Here is a 16,071-nt window from a genome sequence, read left to right as displayed (position 1 = left end):
ACGGCAGCCCTGTTCAAGGCCCCACAGCAAGGAGGCCAGCATGGCAGAACGTCCAAATCCGCCGCAGCCCGGACAGAAACAGGCACCGCCGGGCCATACGGCGGACATGGCGCCGAAGCCCGACCACGGCGAGGAAACCTATCGCGGCAGCGGGCGGCTGCATGGCAAGGCGGCGATCATTACGGGCTCAGACTCCGGCATCGGCCGCGCCGTCGCCATCGCGTTTGCCCGCGAAGGCGCGGACGTGCTGATCGCCTATCTTGACGAGCACGAGGACGCCAGGGAAACCGCGCGCTGGGTGGAAAAGGCCGGGCGCAAGGCGGTGACCGTCCCGGGCGACGTGGCCGAGGAAGCCCACTGCGAATCGCTGGTCGCGCGCGCGGTCAAGGAATTCGGCCATCTCGACGTGCTGGTCAACAACGCCGCGATGCAGCGGACCCACAAAAGCATCGAGGAAATCAGCGCCGAGGAATGGGACCGGACATTCCGGACAAATATCTATTCCCAGTTCTACCTCAGCAAGGCGGCGCTGCGCCACATGAAGGCCGGCGCGGCAATCGTCAACACCACGTCGATCAACGCGAAAAATCCCTCGCCATCGCTGCTCGCCTACGCAACGACAAAGGGCGCGATCGCGAATTTCACCGCCGGCCTGGCGCAACTGGTGGCCGAGCAGGGCATCCGGGTGAACTGTGTCGCGCCCGGGCCAATCTGGACGCCGCTGATCCCGTCAACGATGCCCGAGGAACGCATCGAGAGCTTCGGCGAGAACACGCCGCTCGGCCGGGCCGGCCAGCCGGCCGAGCTTGCCCCGGCCTATGTCCTGCTGGCATCGGACGAAGCCAGCTACATGAACGGCGCCCTGATCCCCGTCACCGGCGGCCGACCCATGTTGTAGGAAGCACGCCGCGCCTGCGGAATCCATAGTCCGGCAAAATGGCGCGGCTCTGGCCATAGGCGCTAACTTAGGCGGCCGGACGCGGCGCACCGCTCCATCGTCATGGCGACCGCAGGGCCGCCATCCACGCCTTGCGGTGCTGATACCGAAGGACGGCAAGGACGGCGTGGATGCCGGGCCTGCGCCCGGCATGACGAGGTGGCAACGGCCGCGCGCTGTATCCCACCCTGTATCCCACGCTGCATCCCGCCCCGTATCTCCCCAGGCCAGCGCCCACCGGGCAGGCAGGCGCCGGGACGGCCAGCTCGGCGCTCATCCCAGTTCCCGCGTGCCGCTGCGGGCCGGCCAGGCGGCGACGGTCTCGCTGTTGCCGCGCAGCGTCACCCGGGTGCGGGTGAAGCTGTTGATCGTCGCGTTCAGGGCGAAGAACCGCTCCAGCACCGATGCCAGCAGGTACAGGCCGCTGACCTGCCAGGCGCGCGGATCCATCTCCAGCCCGATGTCCACGCCGCGGCAGAACGCCGGCGGCACGCGGCCGGAGGTCAGCCCGGGCCGCGGATGCTCTGGCGCCGGCGCCCGTGCCACGCCGGAGTCCGAGGTGATCCCGGTCAGCGCGTTGATCGCCGCGCGGGTGTCGGCGGTGTCGCGAAAGTCATACAGCCGCAGCACTTCCTTCAGCGCCGCCGCCCCGTCGGCGCCGCCGATGACCGACAGGTGCCCCAGCGACAGGTGCGAGACCAACCGCCAGAACCGCGCGTCGCGCAGCGGCAGGCGCAGCGTGCCGGTGGCCGGCGTCATGGCGGTGATCCCCGCCACCGCGGCGACCCCCGCCACCAGCCGCAGGTACGGATGCCCACCGCCGAACGGCAGGTCGGTCGGCAGATCCCGGTTGAGGCATAGCGCATCGACCGACAGCACCGTGTTGGCCGGCCCTTGCGGGTCGAAATCCGGGTCGTGCGGCGCCAGGAAGACGTCCGTCCCGGGCACGCCGGGCACGGCCTCGCGGCGGGTCACCTGGTAGAAGCCTTTCGGGACTCCGGCGTCGGCACCGGTGGCGGCGAGGCGATAGAACGGATGCCAGGGGCGCTGCGTGCCGTCGGCCAGGGTTTCGCGCACCCGCTCGACGCTCCAGACCTCCATCGCGCGCGGGCGGCGGGCGGCGGGAACCACGCGGTATTCGACGCCGGTGTGGGTCAGCGGGATCGGCTCGCAGCGCTGCGGGAACAGGTTGACCAGCGGGGTGCAGCCCAGGGCCAGCGACTGCTCGCCGATCATGCGTTCCAGGTCGGGGGCAGGGTGGTCGAGATAGACGAAGATCTCCAGCTTGTTGCCGGCCGAGACGAGGGTCTTCTTGTCGATCGCGGTGAAATCCAGGAACAGGAATTTCTCCGGGAAGGCGAAGTATTCGGTCATCAGCCGGAAGCCGGAGAAGCCGCGGGCGGACCACGGCAGCAGCGCCTCCTCCGGCGCGAAGCCGGCCGGCTTGACCGCCCTGGGCGGGACGATCACCGGGTTTGGATCGACCGTCGAATCGGCGTACGCCACGGACACGACATGCGCGCCGAGCAGTTCATAAAGCGGCAGCGTCTGGTTGGCCGGGCCACGCAGGAAGAAGCGCACGCTGTCGACGCCAAGCTGGGTGAAGGTGACTTCCGGCACCATGCAGGCCAGGGTGATGCGCAGCACCGCCGCGGCCCCGGCGGCGGCGGGATTGGGCGGCGCGACGATCGGCTGCCCGGACAGGCGCACCGCCTCGATCGTGATGGGCCACAGCGTCACCGGCGCGGTGGAACGGTAGCGCAACGGCTCGCCATGCACCGGCTCGGTATCGAAAGCGAGGCCCGGGGCGAGGTAGGTCGGCGTCTGCAGATCGGCCTGGCACTGCAGTTGCGCCACCAGGCAGGAGGGAACCGGCGCGAGGTAGTGCGGATACAGCAGGCCGAGCAGCGCGTCGGTCAGTTCGGGGAATTCGTCGTCCAGGCGGTGGTGGACGCGCGCCGCCAGGAAGGCGACGCCCTCCAGCAGGCGCTGGACGTGCGGGTCGTCCACGCCGTCGGCCGAGACGCGCAGGCGGCCGGCGATCTTGGGATGGGTCTCGGCGAACTCGCCGGCCAGCCGCTTGATCGCGTTCAATTCACGGTCGTAATAGGGGAGCAGTGCGTCAGACACGTGCCGATGCCTTGGGGGGAATGGGAAAAGTGTGGTGGAAACGGCCCGGTCGAGCACCGGATGGCCGTCGTCCCTGCCTCATGGAAGGACCTTCAAGTCGATCGCAAGCGCACGCGCCATCTTTGCCGAGAGCTAACCGGCTTTCATCCGCCCAGCCCCTGGTGAACCGAGCACGGCGGCGCGTGCCAGCCCACCGCGACCGCAGGTCGCAACAAAATCTTGTCTGCGTGCTCTGCGCTCTGCTCTGCGATCTCTGCGTCGAAGCGCGATGGTCGGGGCGCCACCAGCGTTTCGGGTTGGCCGGCTCACTGGCAACGCCGCTCTTTGTTGCGGCACCGCATTTTTCGACGCAGAGATCGCAGAGCGGGGCGCAGAGTGCGCAGAGAAGGGATTCGGGCGGCCTGCAATCGCGACGGGTCCGAATCGACCGCCCCACCCCGCTCCGGACCTCCTCAATCGACATCGCGCGCAACGACGATCACCTCGTCGTTCGACGGATCGACGACGGTATCGAACGTCATCGGCTCCGGCGCCGGCTCGGCATGCAGCACGGCGTTGATCCGCAGGCGCAGCGTCTCGGCTCCAGCGATGTCTCCGCCTGCGCCAGCGCCACGTCCACCTTCAGGAAGCGCGGCTCGAAGCGGCGGATCGTTTCCTCGATCTCCAGCCGCAGGTCCTCGCGCATGGCGGGATTGTTGAAGGTGCCGGCGGTGAAGTCCGGCATGCCGTAGCCAATCGGCGAAACCGCCAGTTCCTTCAGCGGCTCCGGCCACGAGCGCCAGCAGCGGCGGGCATTCAGCAGCGCCTCCGGATCGCGCCGCACCGAATTGCGCAGCGCGATCTGGGTATCGCTCGCCGAGGCGGGCGGGTCGCGGCTCTGGTCGGGCGCGAGGTCGACCAGGCGATCCAGCAGCGGCGCGGCAAACCGGATCGTCGCCGCCTTCCGGCTTGCGCCGAAGCGTCGGCTCATGCGCCGAACCGCAGCGTGCCCAGCGTCATCACCTCGACCCCGTCGTCACCGGCCAGGAACATGCGCTGGCCGACGCCGCGCACCAGCTTGCCCTGCTCGCGCCAGTCGGTTTCCCGCCCCAGGCGATGCAGGTCGGTCAGCGGCTCGTCGGCGGCGTAGGTGACGGGGATATAAACGACGCCGTCCAGGCCATCCTGCACCGACATCCACACCCGCCGCCAGACCAGGTCGCGCTGGCGCTTCGGCGGCTGGAACTCGGCGCTGACCACCCGCTCGGTCGGGATCCAGAAATACTTGCCGGTGGTGGTCAGCACCTCGAAGCTGCCGGCCAGCAGGTCGTCGGCGTCGCGGAAATCGTCGAACGCGGTGCCGCCCGAGAATCCGGCGGCGCGCGGCCGCGTCTCCTCGGCGAGCTGCGACTGGCGGGCAGCCTCGTCCAGGTCGCCGGCGCGCAGCGCGACAAGCGCGGCAAGCTGCATCCGCTGCGCGTCCGTCGGCTCGCCGATGAACTCCGGCACCCTTGCGTCGGCGAACAACTGCCGGCGCGCGGTTTCCGCCCGCAGCAACTGGCGGAATTCGGCGACGACCACGGCGGCGGTCGGGTCCACCATTGCCGCGGCGTCCAGCAGCGTGTCGGCGCGTTCCAGGTTGCCGGAGCCCACCAGCAGTTCCGCCAGCAGGACGCGGCCATCCAGGTCCGTCGGCGCCTTGCGCACCGCTGCCTGCGCCGCCACGATGGCATCGCCCAGTTGCCCGGCGCGCAACAGCGCCGCGGCTCCCTGATCGTTCATACGGCTTCTCCACGCTGGTTCATCGCTCGCCCAAATCCGTCACGAGCTGGAACGTTGCTGATACGTCGTCGAGTTGATAGTGCGGCTGCAGCCGGACGGTGCAGCCGAAACTGCCGGGCTTGCCGGGGATTTCCTGCACATCCACGCGCCCGCCCACCAGCGGGAACCGCGCGCGGCTGTCGCCGGTGACCGAGGCGTTGCCGTTGACATAGCGCATCAGCCAGGCCTGCAGGTCGCGCTGGATCACGTCGGCGGGCATAGGCCGCGCTGCACCACACCCGCTGCTCGGCCGTCGGCGCGTATTCCGTGTAGTGGAAGCCGTCGGCGCGGCTGCCGTCATCCTGCCAGGGCGGCCGCGCCAGCATCCGCGGCAGCGCCACGCCGACGAAACGCATGTCGGCCCGCGCCGCCAGGCCGCGCCAGCGCGCGTGGTCCGCGTTGCGCAGCGGCGCGGTGACGTCGAGCGCATTGGCCAGGTCCTGGAACGTGTCGACTTCCAGCAGCGCCGGCGCTGCGCCGACGAGCACCGGCGCGAACGCCGCCGCCACCACGCCGGAAAGCGCGGCGAGCGCGCCGAGGTCGTCGGTGCGGGCGGTCGCGTCCGGGCGGTGGCGCATCTCCTGGTCGACCATCAGGAAGCCGTACGGCTCGCCGCCGGGGGAGCCGAATTCCTGCTCGTAGATCTTGCGGAACAACTGGCTCTGGTCGAACTCGCTGGCGATCTCCAGGTCGCGGCAGATCACCGGCCAGGCGGCGTTCAGCACCTTGATCTTCAGCCGCGTGCTGAGGTCCGCGCCGCCGACGAGCCAGGCGAGGCCGCGCCAGCTTCCTTCCAGCTTCATCAGGCGCGGATGATGCAGGATGGCGTCGACCTGTTCGGACAGCATGGCGTCGATCGCGGCGATGTCGCGGTCGAGCGCGCCCCGCAGCGCGTGCGGGTCGCGCAGCAGCGCCGCGGCGCGGTCCGTGCCGAACCACTGCTCGACGGCGGCGGCGTCATTGCTGTTCAGGAACGCCGCGAACGCCTCGGCCAGGGCGGGGTCGTTGCGGCCGACAAACTTCCCGGCCAGCACCCCGGTGCGGACCGCGGCGGCCGGCGGCTCGGTGGTCCCGGCCGGAGCGACGACAAGCGTGCTGGCGGTTTCGCTCATCGGGCTTCAGCCGGGGGTGTCACGGACGCACAGGTGCCGAGGGTCCAAGCCGGAATAACCGATCGACCGGACCCGGCGCACCGGCCCCTCCACGTCATGGTGGGCGCAGGCCCACCATCCACGCCTTTGCCGCGATCAGCATCGCAAGGCGTGGATAGCGGCCCTGCGGCCGCCATGACGGAAGGGACGGTCTGCCGCACCCGCCCCCCGAGTCAGCGCCTGCGTGCCACGGACGGGCCTACGAAGCCGTCGGGATACGCGCCACCATGCGCAAGCTGGTGGTCAGTTCCTCCATCTGCAGCCACGGCCGCAGATGCGCGATGGCGTTGTAGGAGCCGGGACGGCCGGGGATTTCCCGCACCTCGACGCGCGCCTCGCGCAGCGGGAACTTGGCCTTCATTTCCTGGCCGGCGTTCTCGTTGCTGTTGACGTAGTTGTTGATCCAGCGGTTCAGCATCCGCTCGACGTCGCCGGCTTCCAGGAAACTGCCGATCTTGTCGCGCGCGATGACCTTCAGGTAGTGGGCGAAGCGGCTGGAGGCCATGATGTACGGCAGCCGCGCCGAGATCGCGGCGTTCGCCGTCGCCTCGGGCCGGTCGTACTTCTTCGGCTTCTGCACCGACTGCGCGCCGAAGAATACCGAGTAGTCGGTATTCTTGTAGTGGCACAGCGGCAGGAAGCCCAGGTTCGACAACTCGAACTCCCGCCGGTCGGTGATGGCAAGCTCGGTCGGGCACTTCGAGTCCATGTCGCCGTCGTCGGAGGTGAAGACGTGGGTCGGCAGGTTCTCCACCTTGCCGCCGCCCTCGGCGCCGCGGATCGCGGTGCAGAAGCCGTATTTCGCGAACGCATCGGTCAGCCGCGTGCCCATGGCGAAGGCGGCGTTCATCCAGCAGTAGTCGTCGTGCGCCATCGGCTGGGCGCCGGCGGCGTCGAACGAGGCTTCCTCGTAGTTGAACTCCTCCACCGGAGTCCTCGCGGATATCGAGGCCCTGCGGCGCATCCCCGGGGATCGGGGCCAGCAGGGCGACGAGATCAAAACCGTCAGGCAGGGCCACGCTTGCTTTCCCCTTCCCGCGGCGCCGGCCGCGGATGACAGAACCGACACTAAACAATAATTCTTATTGTAACATAATATAACATACGAGAAGACTACTTCGGCAGCTTCACCACCGCGGCGCCTCCCGGCACCGGATACAGGCAGGGAACAGATATAGCTGGAATAGACCTCAAGCAGTTGGTTTCCAGGTTGAACGAGCCGTGCCGCCGCGCCCTGGAAGCCGCCGCCGGCCTGACGCTCTCCCGCACCCATTACAACGTCGAGATCGAGCACTGGCTCGCCACCCTGGCCGATCGGCCGGACGGCGACGTGGCGGCGATACTGCGCCATTACGAAATCGAGCCCGGACGCTTCGCCGCCGATTTGAACCGCGCGCTGGAGAAGATGAAGACCGGCAACGGCCGCGCCCCGTCGCTGGCGCCGGAGCTGGTCGAACTGGTCAAGCAGGCCTGGCTGCTGGCCTCGCTGGAACAGGGCCAGACCGCCGTCCGCTCGGGCCACCTGCTGTGGGCGCTGGTGGCGGATGAGAATCTGGCGCGGCATGCCCGCGACGCCTCCAGCCAGTTGCTGAAGATCCCGCCGGACCTGCTGAGACGCGACTTCGCCGGCATCACCGCCAACAGCGCGGAAACCGCCGAAGCCGTCGCGCGGGCCGAATCCGCCGGGGCGGCGGTCGATTCGGGCGGCGTGCCGCGGGCCGGCTCCGGCGCGCTGGAGCTGTATACCACCGACCTGACGGCGCAGGCCGAGGCCGGCAAGATCGACCCGATCCTGGGCCGCGACACCGAAATCCGCCAGATCATCGACATCCTGACGCGGCGGCGGCAGAACAACCCGATCCTGACCGGCGAGGCCGGCGTCGGCAAGACCGCCGTGGTGGAAGGCTTCGCGATGCGGCTCGCCTCCGGCGACGTGCCGCCGGCGCTGAAAGGCATAACGATCCGCAGCCTCGACCTGGGCCTGCTGCAGGCCGGCGCCGGCATGAAGGGCGAGTTCGAGAACCGGCTGCGCGGCGTGATCGACGAGGTCAAGTCCAGCCCGAAGCCGATCATTGTGTTCATCGACGAGGCGCACACGCTGATTGGCGCCGGCGGCGCGGCCGGCCAGGGCGACGCGGCCAACCTGTTGAAGCTCGCTTTGGCGCGCGGCGAACTGCGCACCATCGCCGCCACCACCTGGGCCGAATACAAGAAGTACTTCGAGAAGGACGCCGCGCTGACTCGGCGCTTCCAGGTCGTGAAGGTCGAGGAACCGCCCGAGCCGATGGCCGTCGCGATGATCCGCGGCCTGGTCGGCACGCTGGAGAAACACCACAAGGTCCGCATCCTGGACGCCGCGGTCAGCGAGGCGGTGCGGCTGTCGACGCGCTACATTCCGTCACGACAATTGCGTGACAAGGCGGTCAGCCTGATCGACACCGCCTGTGCCCGCGTCGCCATGAGCCAGGCGGCGATCCCGGCGCCGATCGAGGACCGGGAACGGCGGATTGCTCTGATAGACACCGAACTGAGCATCCTGGAGCGCGAGATCGCCGGCGGCGAGAAGCACGAATCGCGACGCGACTCGCTGAAGGCGGAACGCGACTCGGTCTCCGACCAGGTGAACGTTCTGCGCGACCGGTGGGAGCAGGAAAAGGCCCTGACGGCGGACCTGACCGAAACCCGCGCGCAGATCGACGCCGCAACGGATCCCGCCGCCGCCGAGGCGCTGCGGGCGAAGCTGACCGAGGCCAATACGAAGCTGCGGGCGCTGCACGGCGAGGAGCCGCTGATCCATCCGATGGTCGATGGCCAGGCGGTGGCCGAGGTGGTCGCCGGCTGGACCGGCATCCCCACCGGGCGCATGCAGTCGAACGAAATCCGCACCGTGCTGGCGCTGAAGGAAACGATGGAGCAACGCATCGTCGGCCAGTCGCACGCGCTGGAGGCGGTGGCGCAGGCGATCCGCACCAGCCGCGCCGGCCTGACCGATCCGCGCAAGCCCATCGGCGTTTTCCTGATGGTCGGCACCTCCGGCACCCGCAAGACCGAGACGACGCTGACTCTGGCCGATCTGCTGTATGGCGGTGAGCAGAACCTGACGACGCTGAACATGACCGAGTTCAAGGAAGAACATAAGGTCAGCCTGCTGATGGGCAACCCGCCCGGCTATGTCGGCTACGGCGAGGGCGGCATCCTGACCGAGGCGGTGCGGCGGCGGCCGTATTCGGTGATCCTGCTGGATGGATGGAGAAGGCGCATCCCGGGGTGCAGGACATCTTCTTCCAGGTGTTCGACATGGGGAACATGAAGGACGGCGAAGGCCGCGACATCGACTTCAAGAACACCGTCGTGATCATGACGTCGAACGCCGGGACGGAACTGATCAACCGGCTGTTCGCCGATCCCGAGACGGCGCCGGATGCGGCGGGCCTGGCCGAGGCGCTGATGCCGGAGCTGATGAAGTACTTCAAGCCGGCGTTCCTGGGCCGCGTGACGCTGGTGCCGTATTTCCCGCTGTCGCCCGACATCATTCGCAAGATCGTCGTGCTGCAACTTGGACGGGTGAAGAAACGGGTGCACGAGTCCTATCAGGCAGCGTTCCAGTGGGGCGACGAGGTTGTCGATACAATCGCCTCGCGCTGCACCGAGACGTCGTCTGGCGCGCGCAACGTGGAGAAGATCCTGTCGCGGACGGTGCTGCCCGAACTGTCGTCGCGGGTGCTGGCGAAGCTGGCGGCGGGTGAAACCATCGGCGGCGTGACGATGTCGGTGGACAGCGAAGGCTTGTTCCAACACAATATTGATTAGGCGGTGTCCGAGTTCGGCTCGGCGTAGAAGGAAGTAGCAGCAGCAGCATGGCTATCTACATGAAGTTCGGCTCCATTGATGGCGCCGTGACGACCAAGGTCTTCGAAAAGTGGATCGAGTTGCAATCCTTCCAGTTCGGCGTTGGCCGCGCTGTCGGGACGGCGGCGCGAGGCTCGACGGCCCGTGAAAGCTCCGAGCCGAGCATCAGCGAAATCGTCGTGACCAAGGTCATGGATATGTCCTCGAACAAGCTGTTCCAGGATGCGCTTGGCGGCGACTTCAGCTCGAAGGTGACGGTCAAGTTCACCACCACGACCAAGGACGGTGTAGCGACCTTCCTGGCGTATGACCTGACGGATGTCGGTTTGAGCGGCTACAGCGCGTCCTCGGGTGGCGATGCGCCGTCGGAGTCGTTGTCGCTTAACTTCACCAAGATCCAGATCAGCTACACGGGCATGGATTCCAGGGTCAGCGGGTCGCAGGATGTTGTTGGATACGATCTGACGCAGATGGCGAAGAGCTGATCGGCACGCTTGCGCGCCGTCCGCGCACTGGATTACGCAGCGCTCTGGAGCCCTCGCCGGCTGACGGTGGCGAGGGTTTCTGCGAAAGATGCAATTTCTATCTCATTTCAATTTGCGAGCCGGTGCCGACCGGCGGGTTGGGCCGCCCGCGCAGCACGTTGGAGCAGGTCGCAGATTAGCGTAATCAGAAGGTTGCGAGAGCGGCAACACGTAAACGAGTTCAATGAGATACTGGGTTTTCGCCTGCGACCTGTTCCATGCAAACGCTCGGTAGTCTCACTGCGGACGAACACCTCGAAACAGGGTTCGTCTGCTCATTACCAAGTCCTAACCAGGAAGCCAAAAGTCTTGCGACATGTGCGCACCGGGGATGCCGAAAAAGCCTTTAAAATTGGGCATTGCGTCAATTGCTTGCTCAGAACCTTGTCGCAGGGCTTCTGGTTACCTACTTAAGTATCGGGATCAATCAACAGGTGTCACCGCCAGATACGGCCGGACTGGCGAGAGGAGTCCTTGACAGAATTGCAGCGCGTCGCCGTGGCACTAGGCAGGCCATCGGCCGTTTGATCCGGTGTCATTGTCGGCCATCAGCGGACTCCTGCTCGACAGCCACCTCTGGCGCAGCGCTGAGCGCAACAATATGCTGGCCGAAGACGCCATCAGATGGTGTTGGCGCCCGAGGCATCATACCACTGAATATGATCCAACTGAGCTACGTAAGTGTTACGGCGGCCCTTTCGGTCTGGATTTGATTCGAAGGACGGAGTGCCGGTTTCAGGGTCATTTGAAATGAACGACCCCGGCCAGCCGCCGACCAGGATGCTGTATTACCCTTCCTTTCCCAATACCTTTGCCAATACTGAGGCCAAGCATTTGCCCGCCGCCTTCTTATGCACTGAAACTAACTCAGACTTGGCGACACCGACTATTCGCGGCGCGTGAGTGTGTTTTTTGGTACTCCCGCCACCAAAGCAGGTCAGCAGCAAAATGCTTTGGTGTGTCCGCTTCAGCCCATATTTCTTCAGCTTCTGGGCTGAATCGTTCGCTGTGAGTGAACGTTCTCCTTTCGGCGCCGTCATCGAGATGCTGAAATCATCCTCATCACCGTGGCCGCCGATCATGAGAAGATCGCCGTCACCCACGCGCTCAAGGCAGCTTGGCTTGTTGCCAGTCCGATGGAACTTTACACCGGCGTCTCTGAAGTCCTTGACATCGTCCTTCAGTACATCGTCTTCTTTAAAGTTGCCGAACGGAAAGTAAAGCCATACGCTCATTTTACTATTTCCTTATTTATCCAACTCCGTTGGAATCGGAGCGCAACATAGCAGTTCCATGACGATCTTGCAACTACATTGGAGTTACGTTACGAGAGGCCGCAGATATGTTGGGTCGAGCGGCCATTGCACTATCGTCATACCGGGAAGGCCCTGCGTCCACGCCTTCCTCTGCATCAGCGCCTTGAGGCGTGGATGGCCGGCGCAGCGGACCGTGTGAAAGCTTGTCGCAAAAATTCGCGGCAGCACGCAGTTTCATAAGTTTATCGAATAAATACCGGTATCGATTCCTCCGCTCCCGTATATGAGCGGATGTCCCAACTTACATGGGGTCTGCTGTAGAATCGTCCTTGGCAATGGCTGAACCGCCGTAAGCTCCGGTATCTTGGAAATATCTTCGCGACGCCACCTCAAAACTGCCGCTGGAATCGACAAGTCTGCTTTCCGGGCAGGACTTGACGAAGGCAAACGAAAAATCATTCCGAACAATTAATTATCATGTTGGCGTATCTGACTCTGGCTGCAAGAATTTTATGTCACTCTCGGCGATTATTGTAAAAAGTCCTCAAGCCGATTTCGAGAAGGTTTGCTGCCATGGTATGCAAGCATGATTTGCTCGACATTGTGCACGAATCCCTTTTATGACACCGACAGCCCCGCCCCACCAATCTCCACCACCACCGCCGTAACATTATCCGACGCACCCATCGCCACCGCCGCCGCAATCATCGCCTGCGTCGGCGGCACCCCGGTCGACTCCGCCAGCATGGCGGCCAGGTCGCTCTCCCGCAGTGTCTTGTGCAGCCCGTCGCTGCACAGCAGGAACCGGTCCCCCGGCTGAAGCCGATCGCTGACCTTGTCCAGCAAAAGCTCGTCCACCTCCGCGCCGACCGCCCGGGTAATGACATTGGCGCGCGGGTGGCTCTCGGCATCCTCCGGCCGCAGCGCGCCGGCATCGACCAGTTCCTGCACCAGGCTGTGGTCGTGCGAAACCTGCCGCAGCACCCCGTCACGCAGCAGGTAGGCCCGCGAATCCCCCGCCCACAGACAGGCGAAATGACCGTTGCGCACGATCAGCACCACGATCGTCGAGGCCCCCGAAATCGGCTGGTGGTCCTTGTTCGCCAGGTCCCGCAGCGCGTCATGCGTGCCGCCGACTTTCAGCCGCACCTGCGCCAGCATCTCCGAGGCTGACAGCAGCGGCGGGATCTCGTCCAGCGCCTCGCGCAGCAGGCCGGCGGCGATCTCGCCACCCTGGTGGCCGCCGGCGCCGTCGGCCACCGCCCACAGCCCCAGGTCCGGGCGATTGACGAACGTGTCCTGGTTATACTGGCGCCTGGCCCCCGGATGCGTCATCGCCCAGGACTGGAACGGCTGTGTGCTCATCGTGGCAATCCTTCGGCTCGAGCGCCTGCTTTCCTTGTTTCACCTGCTACGCAACCGCAAGTCCCAGCATTCCGGCATACGCCGCCGCGTCCGGCAGCGAGCGCAACGCCATGCGCGTCGGCTGCAGCCGCGGCGAACCCTCGGTCCACCATTCCGATACACCAACGGACACGCCCGCGCCATCGGGCGCCGGCGTGTCCAGCATCGCCATGACCTCGTCCGGTTCCAGGTCCCGCTCCAGCGCCGCCCGCCCCGCATCCTCGTAACGATCCAGCCACGCGCCGGTTCCCGCGAGGGACCCGCCTTCCAGCCCCGCGGGGGACCCGCCTTCGAACCCCGCGGGGGCCCCGCCTTGGAATAAAGCCGCGAACGTCAGCGGGAAATAGCGGCCAACCCGGTCCACGCTCGGCAGCATCAGCCCGACCGCGGCGCGCGTCCCGCACAGGCCGGCGGGCAACACAAACCGCCACACCGGCGCCTCCAGGAACGCCGGCAGCCAGGCGTCGCCGGCCGCCTCCCGGCTCGCGGCCATCACGCCGGACAGCCATAAATCCCAGGGGTCGGTGAAGTCGCGCGGCAGGCCGGCGCGCACGAAGTCGCCGCGCGCCGGCAGCTTGCCGTAGAAGCCGCTGGCTACAGCCCCGGGCACCGGAAGTCCCGCAGCACGCCCGGCGCGACCGGATTCAGCACCGACCCCGCCCTGATCTCGAACACCGCCTGCCGATCGGCCAGGGTGAAGGTCAGGGTGTAGCGGTCGGACGAACCGGCCTGCTGCAGCCGCCCCTGCCCGAACAGCCGGAACAGCGCCCACGGCCCGTTCGCCTGCAGCACCGGCGGGCCGCTGGCGGGCGGCGGATCGAACACCAGCCGCGCGCTGTTCATCCGGTTCGGCCCCGGCCAGGTGACGGAGATCCCCCGCAGCGGGCCATGCGCATACACCAGCGTCGTGCCGTCCACCAGCGTCGTGCCGTCGAAATCCAGCGTCACCTGCTTCGCGCCGTTGTCCAGCGACACCGGCGCGATGTCGAACCGCACCGTCGGCTGGTCGCCGCCCGCGCCGAAGAACAGGTCGCGGATCGCCGCCGCCCGCTGGAACTGCGCCAGGTCCCTGGGCGACACCGGCGGCGCCACCCCCGCCACCGCTTGCGCCTTCCACACCGCGCCCGAGGTGTCGACGAACGGCCGCAACTGCGTGCTGAAGAACTGGTCCAGCAGCCCGTTCGGCGCGAACAGCCGGCCGAAATCATCCAGCGGGATGTCGTTCGCCGAGCCCGGGCTGAACGGATACCGCCCCGACACCGCCTGCCGGCACAGCGAAGCCGGCCCGCCGGGCGCGTTGAACGCCTCGGCCGCGCCCTTCTTCGCCCCGCCGCTGCGCAGCGTGTTGCCGCCGCCGGCCACCACCTGCGCCCAGCGCTGGATCGGGTCGGGCGCCCGCGACGCCTCTGCCATCAGCAGTTGCGCCGGGTCCGCGCCGCCAATGACCGGCGCCGCGCCCTGCGCCGCCGCCATCGCCCCGTTGGCCTTGTCCGCCGGCGGCGGCACCGTCAGCGACACCTGCTTCACGATCCCCGCCAGCAGGTCGCGCATCGGCGAGTCCGGCGAGGACAGGATATACAGGCTCTGCACCGCCTGCTGCAGCGAGCCCAGCGGCGCGACGTCGATATCGTCGATCAGCGCGTCCCAGGTGCGGATGGTGTCGGCGTAGTACAGCTTCACCACGTCGTTCAGCAGCGACAGCATCTGCGGGCTGTTCGGGTCGATCTCGACCTGCTTGCCCAGCACCCAGCTTTCGCTCGCCGCCCGCCGCGTCGCCGCCGGCAGTTGCGGCATCAGCACCTTGTAGAACCCGTCCACGGTGAAGAAGCCGGGCACGCCGTCGCTCATCGATCGGCCGGAGCGGCGGTGGAACACCCGCACGCCCGACGCGCCGGCGGCATCGCCCGGCCGCCACGGCGCCAGCGCCACCGCCTGCGGCGAGCGCTCGATCGTGCCGTACACCCGCTCGGCCAGCGACACGCGGCTGAAGGTGCGCTGCGCGTCCTCGACCAGCGCACCGTCCAGCGGCACCTTCGGCAGCGGCGCGTCCAGCAGCGCCGCCAGGTGGCGCTCCAGCCGTTCCCGCGCGTCATCCGCGCCAAGCCCGCGCCAGGCCGCCTGCCAGTCGGCGTGCATCCACGCCTTGATCAGGTCGGGGTCGAGCGGCCCCTGCGAGCCAAGCTCCAGATAGACCCGCGTCGCCTCGTACAGGAACGCCGGCCGGTTGAAGTTCTGCCGCATCTGGTGTTCCAGCCGCGTGATCAGCCGCGGCAGCAGGATGTTCTCCAGCGCGTGACGATAGACGACGCTCGATCCCGCCGCCAGCTTGCCGGCCTGCGACAGCCCCGGGAACCACCCGCCGCCGATGGGCTCCGCACCGGCGCCGTAGGGCAGCGCCCGCGCCTGGTCGAGCAGCGGCAGGATGCGCAGCAGGTCGTCATCGCGCACCGGGTCCAGCGCCTGCGCGTTGGCCGCCGCGGTATAGGCCGCCAGCGCCGCATTCGCCTGGGCGACGGCGCCGCTGTTGACGCTGCGGGTCTGCAGCAGCGCGCCGGTGCCCAGCAGCGCCACCAGCGCCGCCACCGCCACCGCGCCGATGCGCAGCACCAGCGAGCGCCGCACCGCCGCGGGATCGCGGGACACCAGCGTCGCCTCGCCGAAGATCACGTCCTTCAGCAGCCGGGTCAGGAAGTAGCTGCGCCCCTTCTCCGGCACGAGCGACGCCGCCTGCACCTGGTCGATGCCGAAGCTGCGCGCCATTGTCGCGGTCAGGCGTTCGACCGGCGTGCCCTCCTGCGTGCCGGAGGTGAAATACACGCCCCGCAGCAGCGGCGCCGCGTCCAGGCGGGAGGCGCCGAACGCCAGGGCAATCGGGTGAATGAGTACGTGACAAACGGCTAAATCGCTGAATCTATGCCGATCCTCGATTCGTTAGACGGGGAACGGCGATGGACGGCGCGGCGAGGGAGTGTACGGCATTCGACGAGACGGTCATGTTCTTGAGTCATTTCAAGGACCTG

General features: G+C 67.2%; 11 protein-coding genes and 2 pseudogenes. 3 read left to right on the top strand and 10 right to left on the bottom strand.

Annotation, left to right across the window (positions count from 1 at the left end; translation table 11 throughout):
* The first annotated feature begins 40 nt into the window (after window positions 1-40).
* Window positions 41-898 (top strand): SDR family oxidoreductase, encoded by an 858-nt coding sequence (locus CCS01_RS07385; RefSeq protein WP_104518186.1) that lies wholly within the window; start codon window positions 41-43, stop codon window positions 896-898.
* A gap of 312 nt (window positions 899-1,210) precedes the next feature.
* Here the strand turns inward: CCS01_RS07385 and tssF are convergent, their stop codons facing one another.
* From tssF to tssC, 6 genes and pseudogenes are all read right to left on the bottom strand, one after another.
* Complete coding sequence (tssF, locus tag CCS01_RS07380; RefSeq protein ID WP_104518185.1) at window positions 1,211-3,067, bottom strand: type VI secretion system baseplate subunit TssF; 1,857 nt, start codon at window positions 3,065-3,067, stop codon at window positions 1,211-1,213.
* 517 nt (window positions 3,068-3,584) lie between these two features.
* Entirely contained in the window at window positions 3,585-4,037 is a 453-nt protein-coding gene (tssE, locus tag CCS01_RS07375) for a type VI secretion system baseplate subunit TssE (RefSeq protein WP_104518184.1), read from the bottom strand.
* Window positions 4,034-4,828 (bottom strand): type VI secretion system accessory protein TagJ, encoded by a 795-nt coding sequence (locus tag CCS01_RS07370; protein ID WP_104518183.1) that lies wholly within the window; start codon window positions 4,826-4,828, stop codon window positions 4,034-4,036. The genes tssE and CCS01_RS07370 overlap by 4 nt, the downstream gene beginning before the upstream one ends.
* Window positions 4,829-4,847: 19 nt before the next feature.
* On the bottom strand, window positions 4,848-5,045 hold the full coding sequence (locus CCS01_RS35995) for a hypothetical protein (RefSeq protein WP_408887477.1): 198 nt from the start codon (window positions 5,043-5,045) through the stop codon (window positions 4,848-4,850).
* A gap of 97 nt (window positions 5,046-5,142) precedes the next feature.
* Window positions 5,143-5,715: pseudogene (locus tag CCS01_RS35990) on the bottom strand (type VI secretion system contractile sheath domain-containing protein); the annotation flags it as partial.
* Window positions 5,716-6,217: 502 nt separating this feature from the next.
* The gene (tssC, locus tag CCS01_RS07360) at window positions 6,218-6,982 is read right to left on the bottom strand and encodes a type VI secretion system contractile sheath large subunit (protein WP_275112894.1); all 765 of its coding nucleotides are present in this window, start codon (window positions 6,980-6,982) and stop codon (window positions 6,218-6,220) included.
* A gap of 210 nt (window positions 6,983-7,192) precedes the next feature.
* Here tssC and tssH point away from each other — a divergent pair.
* Together tssH and CCS01_RS07350 are read left to right on the top strand one after the other, a co-directional pair.
* Window positions 7,193-9,828: pseudogene (tssH, locus tag CCS01_RS07355) on the top strand (type VI secretion system ATPase TssH).
* 47 nt (window positions 9,829-9,875) lie between these two features.
* Entirely contained in the window at window positions 9,876-10,352 is a 477-nt protein-coding gene (locus tag CCS01_RS07350; protein WP_104518181.1) for an Hcp family type VI secretion system effector, read from the top strand.
* An 827-nt stretch (window positions 10,353-11,179) separates the two neighbouring features.
* Here the strand turns inward: CCS01_RS07350 and CCS01_RS07345 are convergent.
* The 4 genes from CCS01_RS07345 to CCS01_RS07330 all read right to left on the bottom strand — a co-directional run bounded on the left by CCS01_RS07345 (window position 11,180) and on the right by CCS01_RS07330 (window position 15,916).
* A complete protein-coding gene (locus CCS01_RS07345) occupies window positions 11,180-11,626 on the bottom strand; it encodes a hypothetical protein (protein ID WP_104518180.1) in 447 nt (148 codons plus the stop codon).
* Window positions 11,627-12,265: 639 nt separating this feature from the next.
* Window positions 12,266-13,012, bottom strand: coding sequence for a PP2C family protein-serine/threonine phosphatase (locus CCS01_RS07340; RefSeq protein ID WP_104518179.1), 747 nt, complete (start codon window positions 13,010-13,012; stop codon window positions 12,266-12,268).
* 46 nt (window positions 13,013-13,058) lie between these two features.
* Window positions 13,059-13,661, bottom strand: a complete 603-nt coding sequence (gene tagF, locus CCS01_RS07335; RefSeq protein WP_104518178.1) for a type VI secretion system-associated protein TagF — start codon at window positions 13,659-13,661, stop codon at window positions 13,059-13,061.
* A complete protein-coding gene (locus tag CCS01_RS07330; protein ID WP_275112897.1) occupies window positions 13,646-15,916 on the bottom strand; it encodes an ImcF-related family protein in 2,271 nt (756 codons plus the stop codon). The genes tagF and CCS01_RS07330 overlap by 16 nt, the downstream gene beginning before the upstream one ends.
* Between the last annotated feature and the right edge of the window lie 155 nt (window positions 15,917-16,071).

This window comes from Rhodopila globiformis, from assembly GCF_002937115.1.
GTDB lineage: Bacteria > Pseudomonadota > Alphaproteobacteria > Acetobacterales > Acetobacteraceae > Rhodopila > Rhodopila globiformis.
The sequence above is the reverse complement of the archived record's forward strand: the minus strand, read 5'-3'. Positions and strand labels throughout refer to the sequence as shown.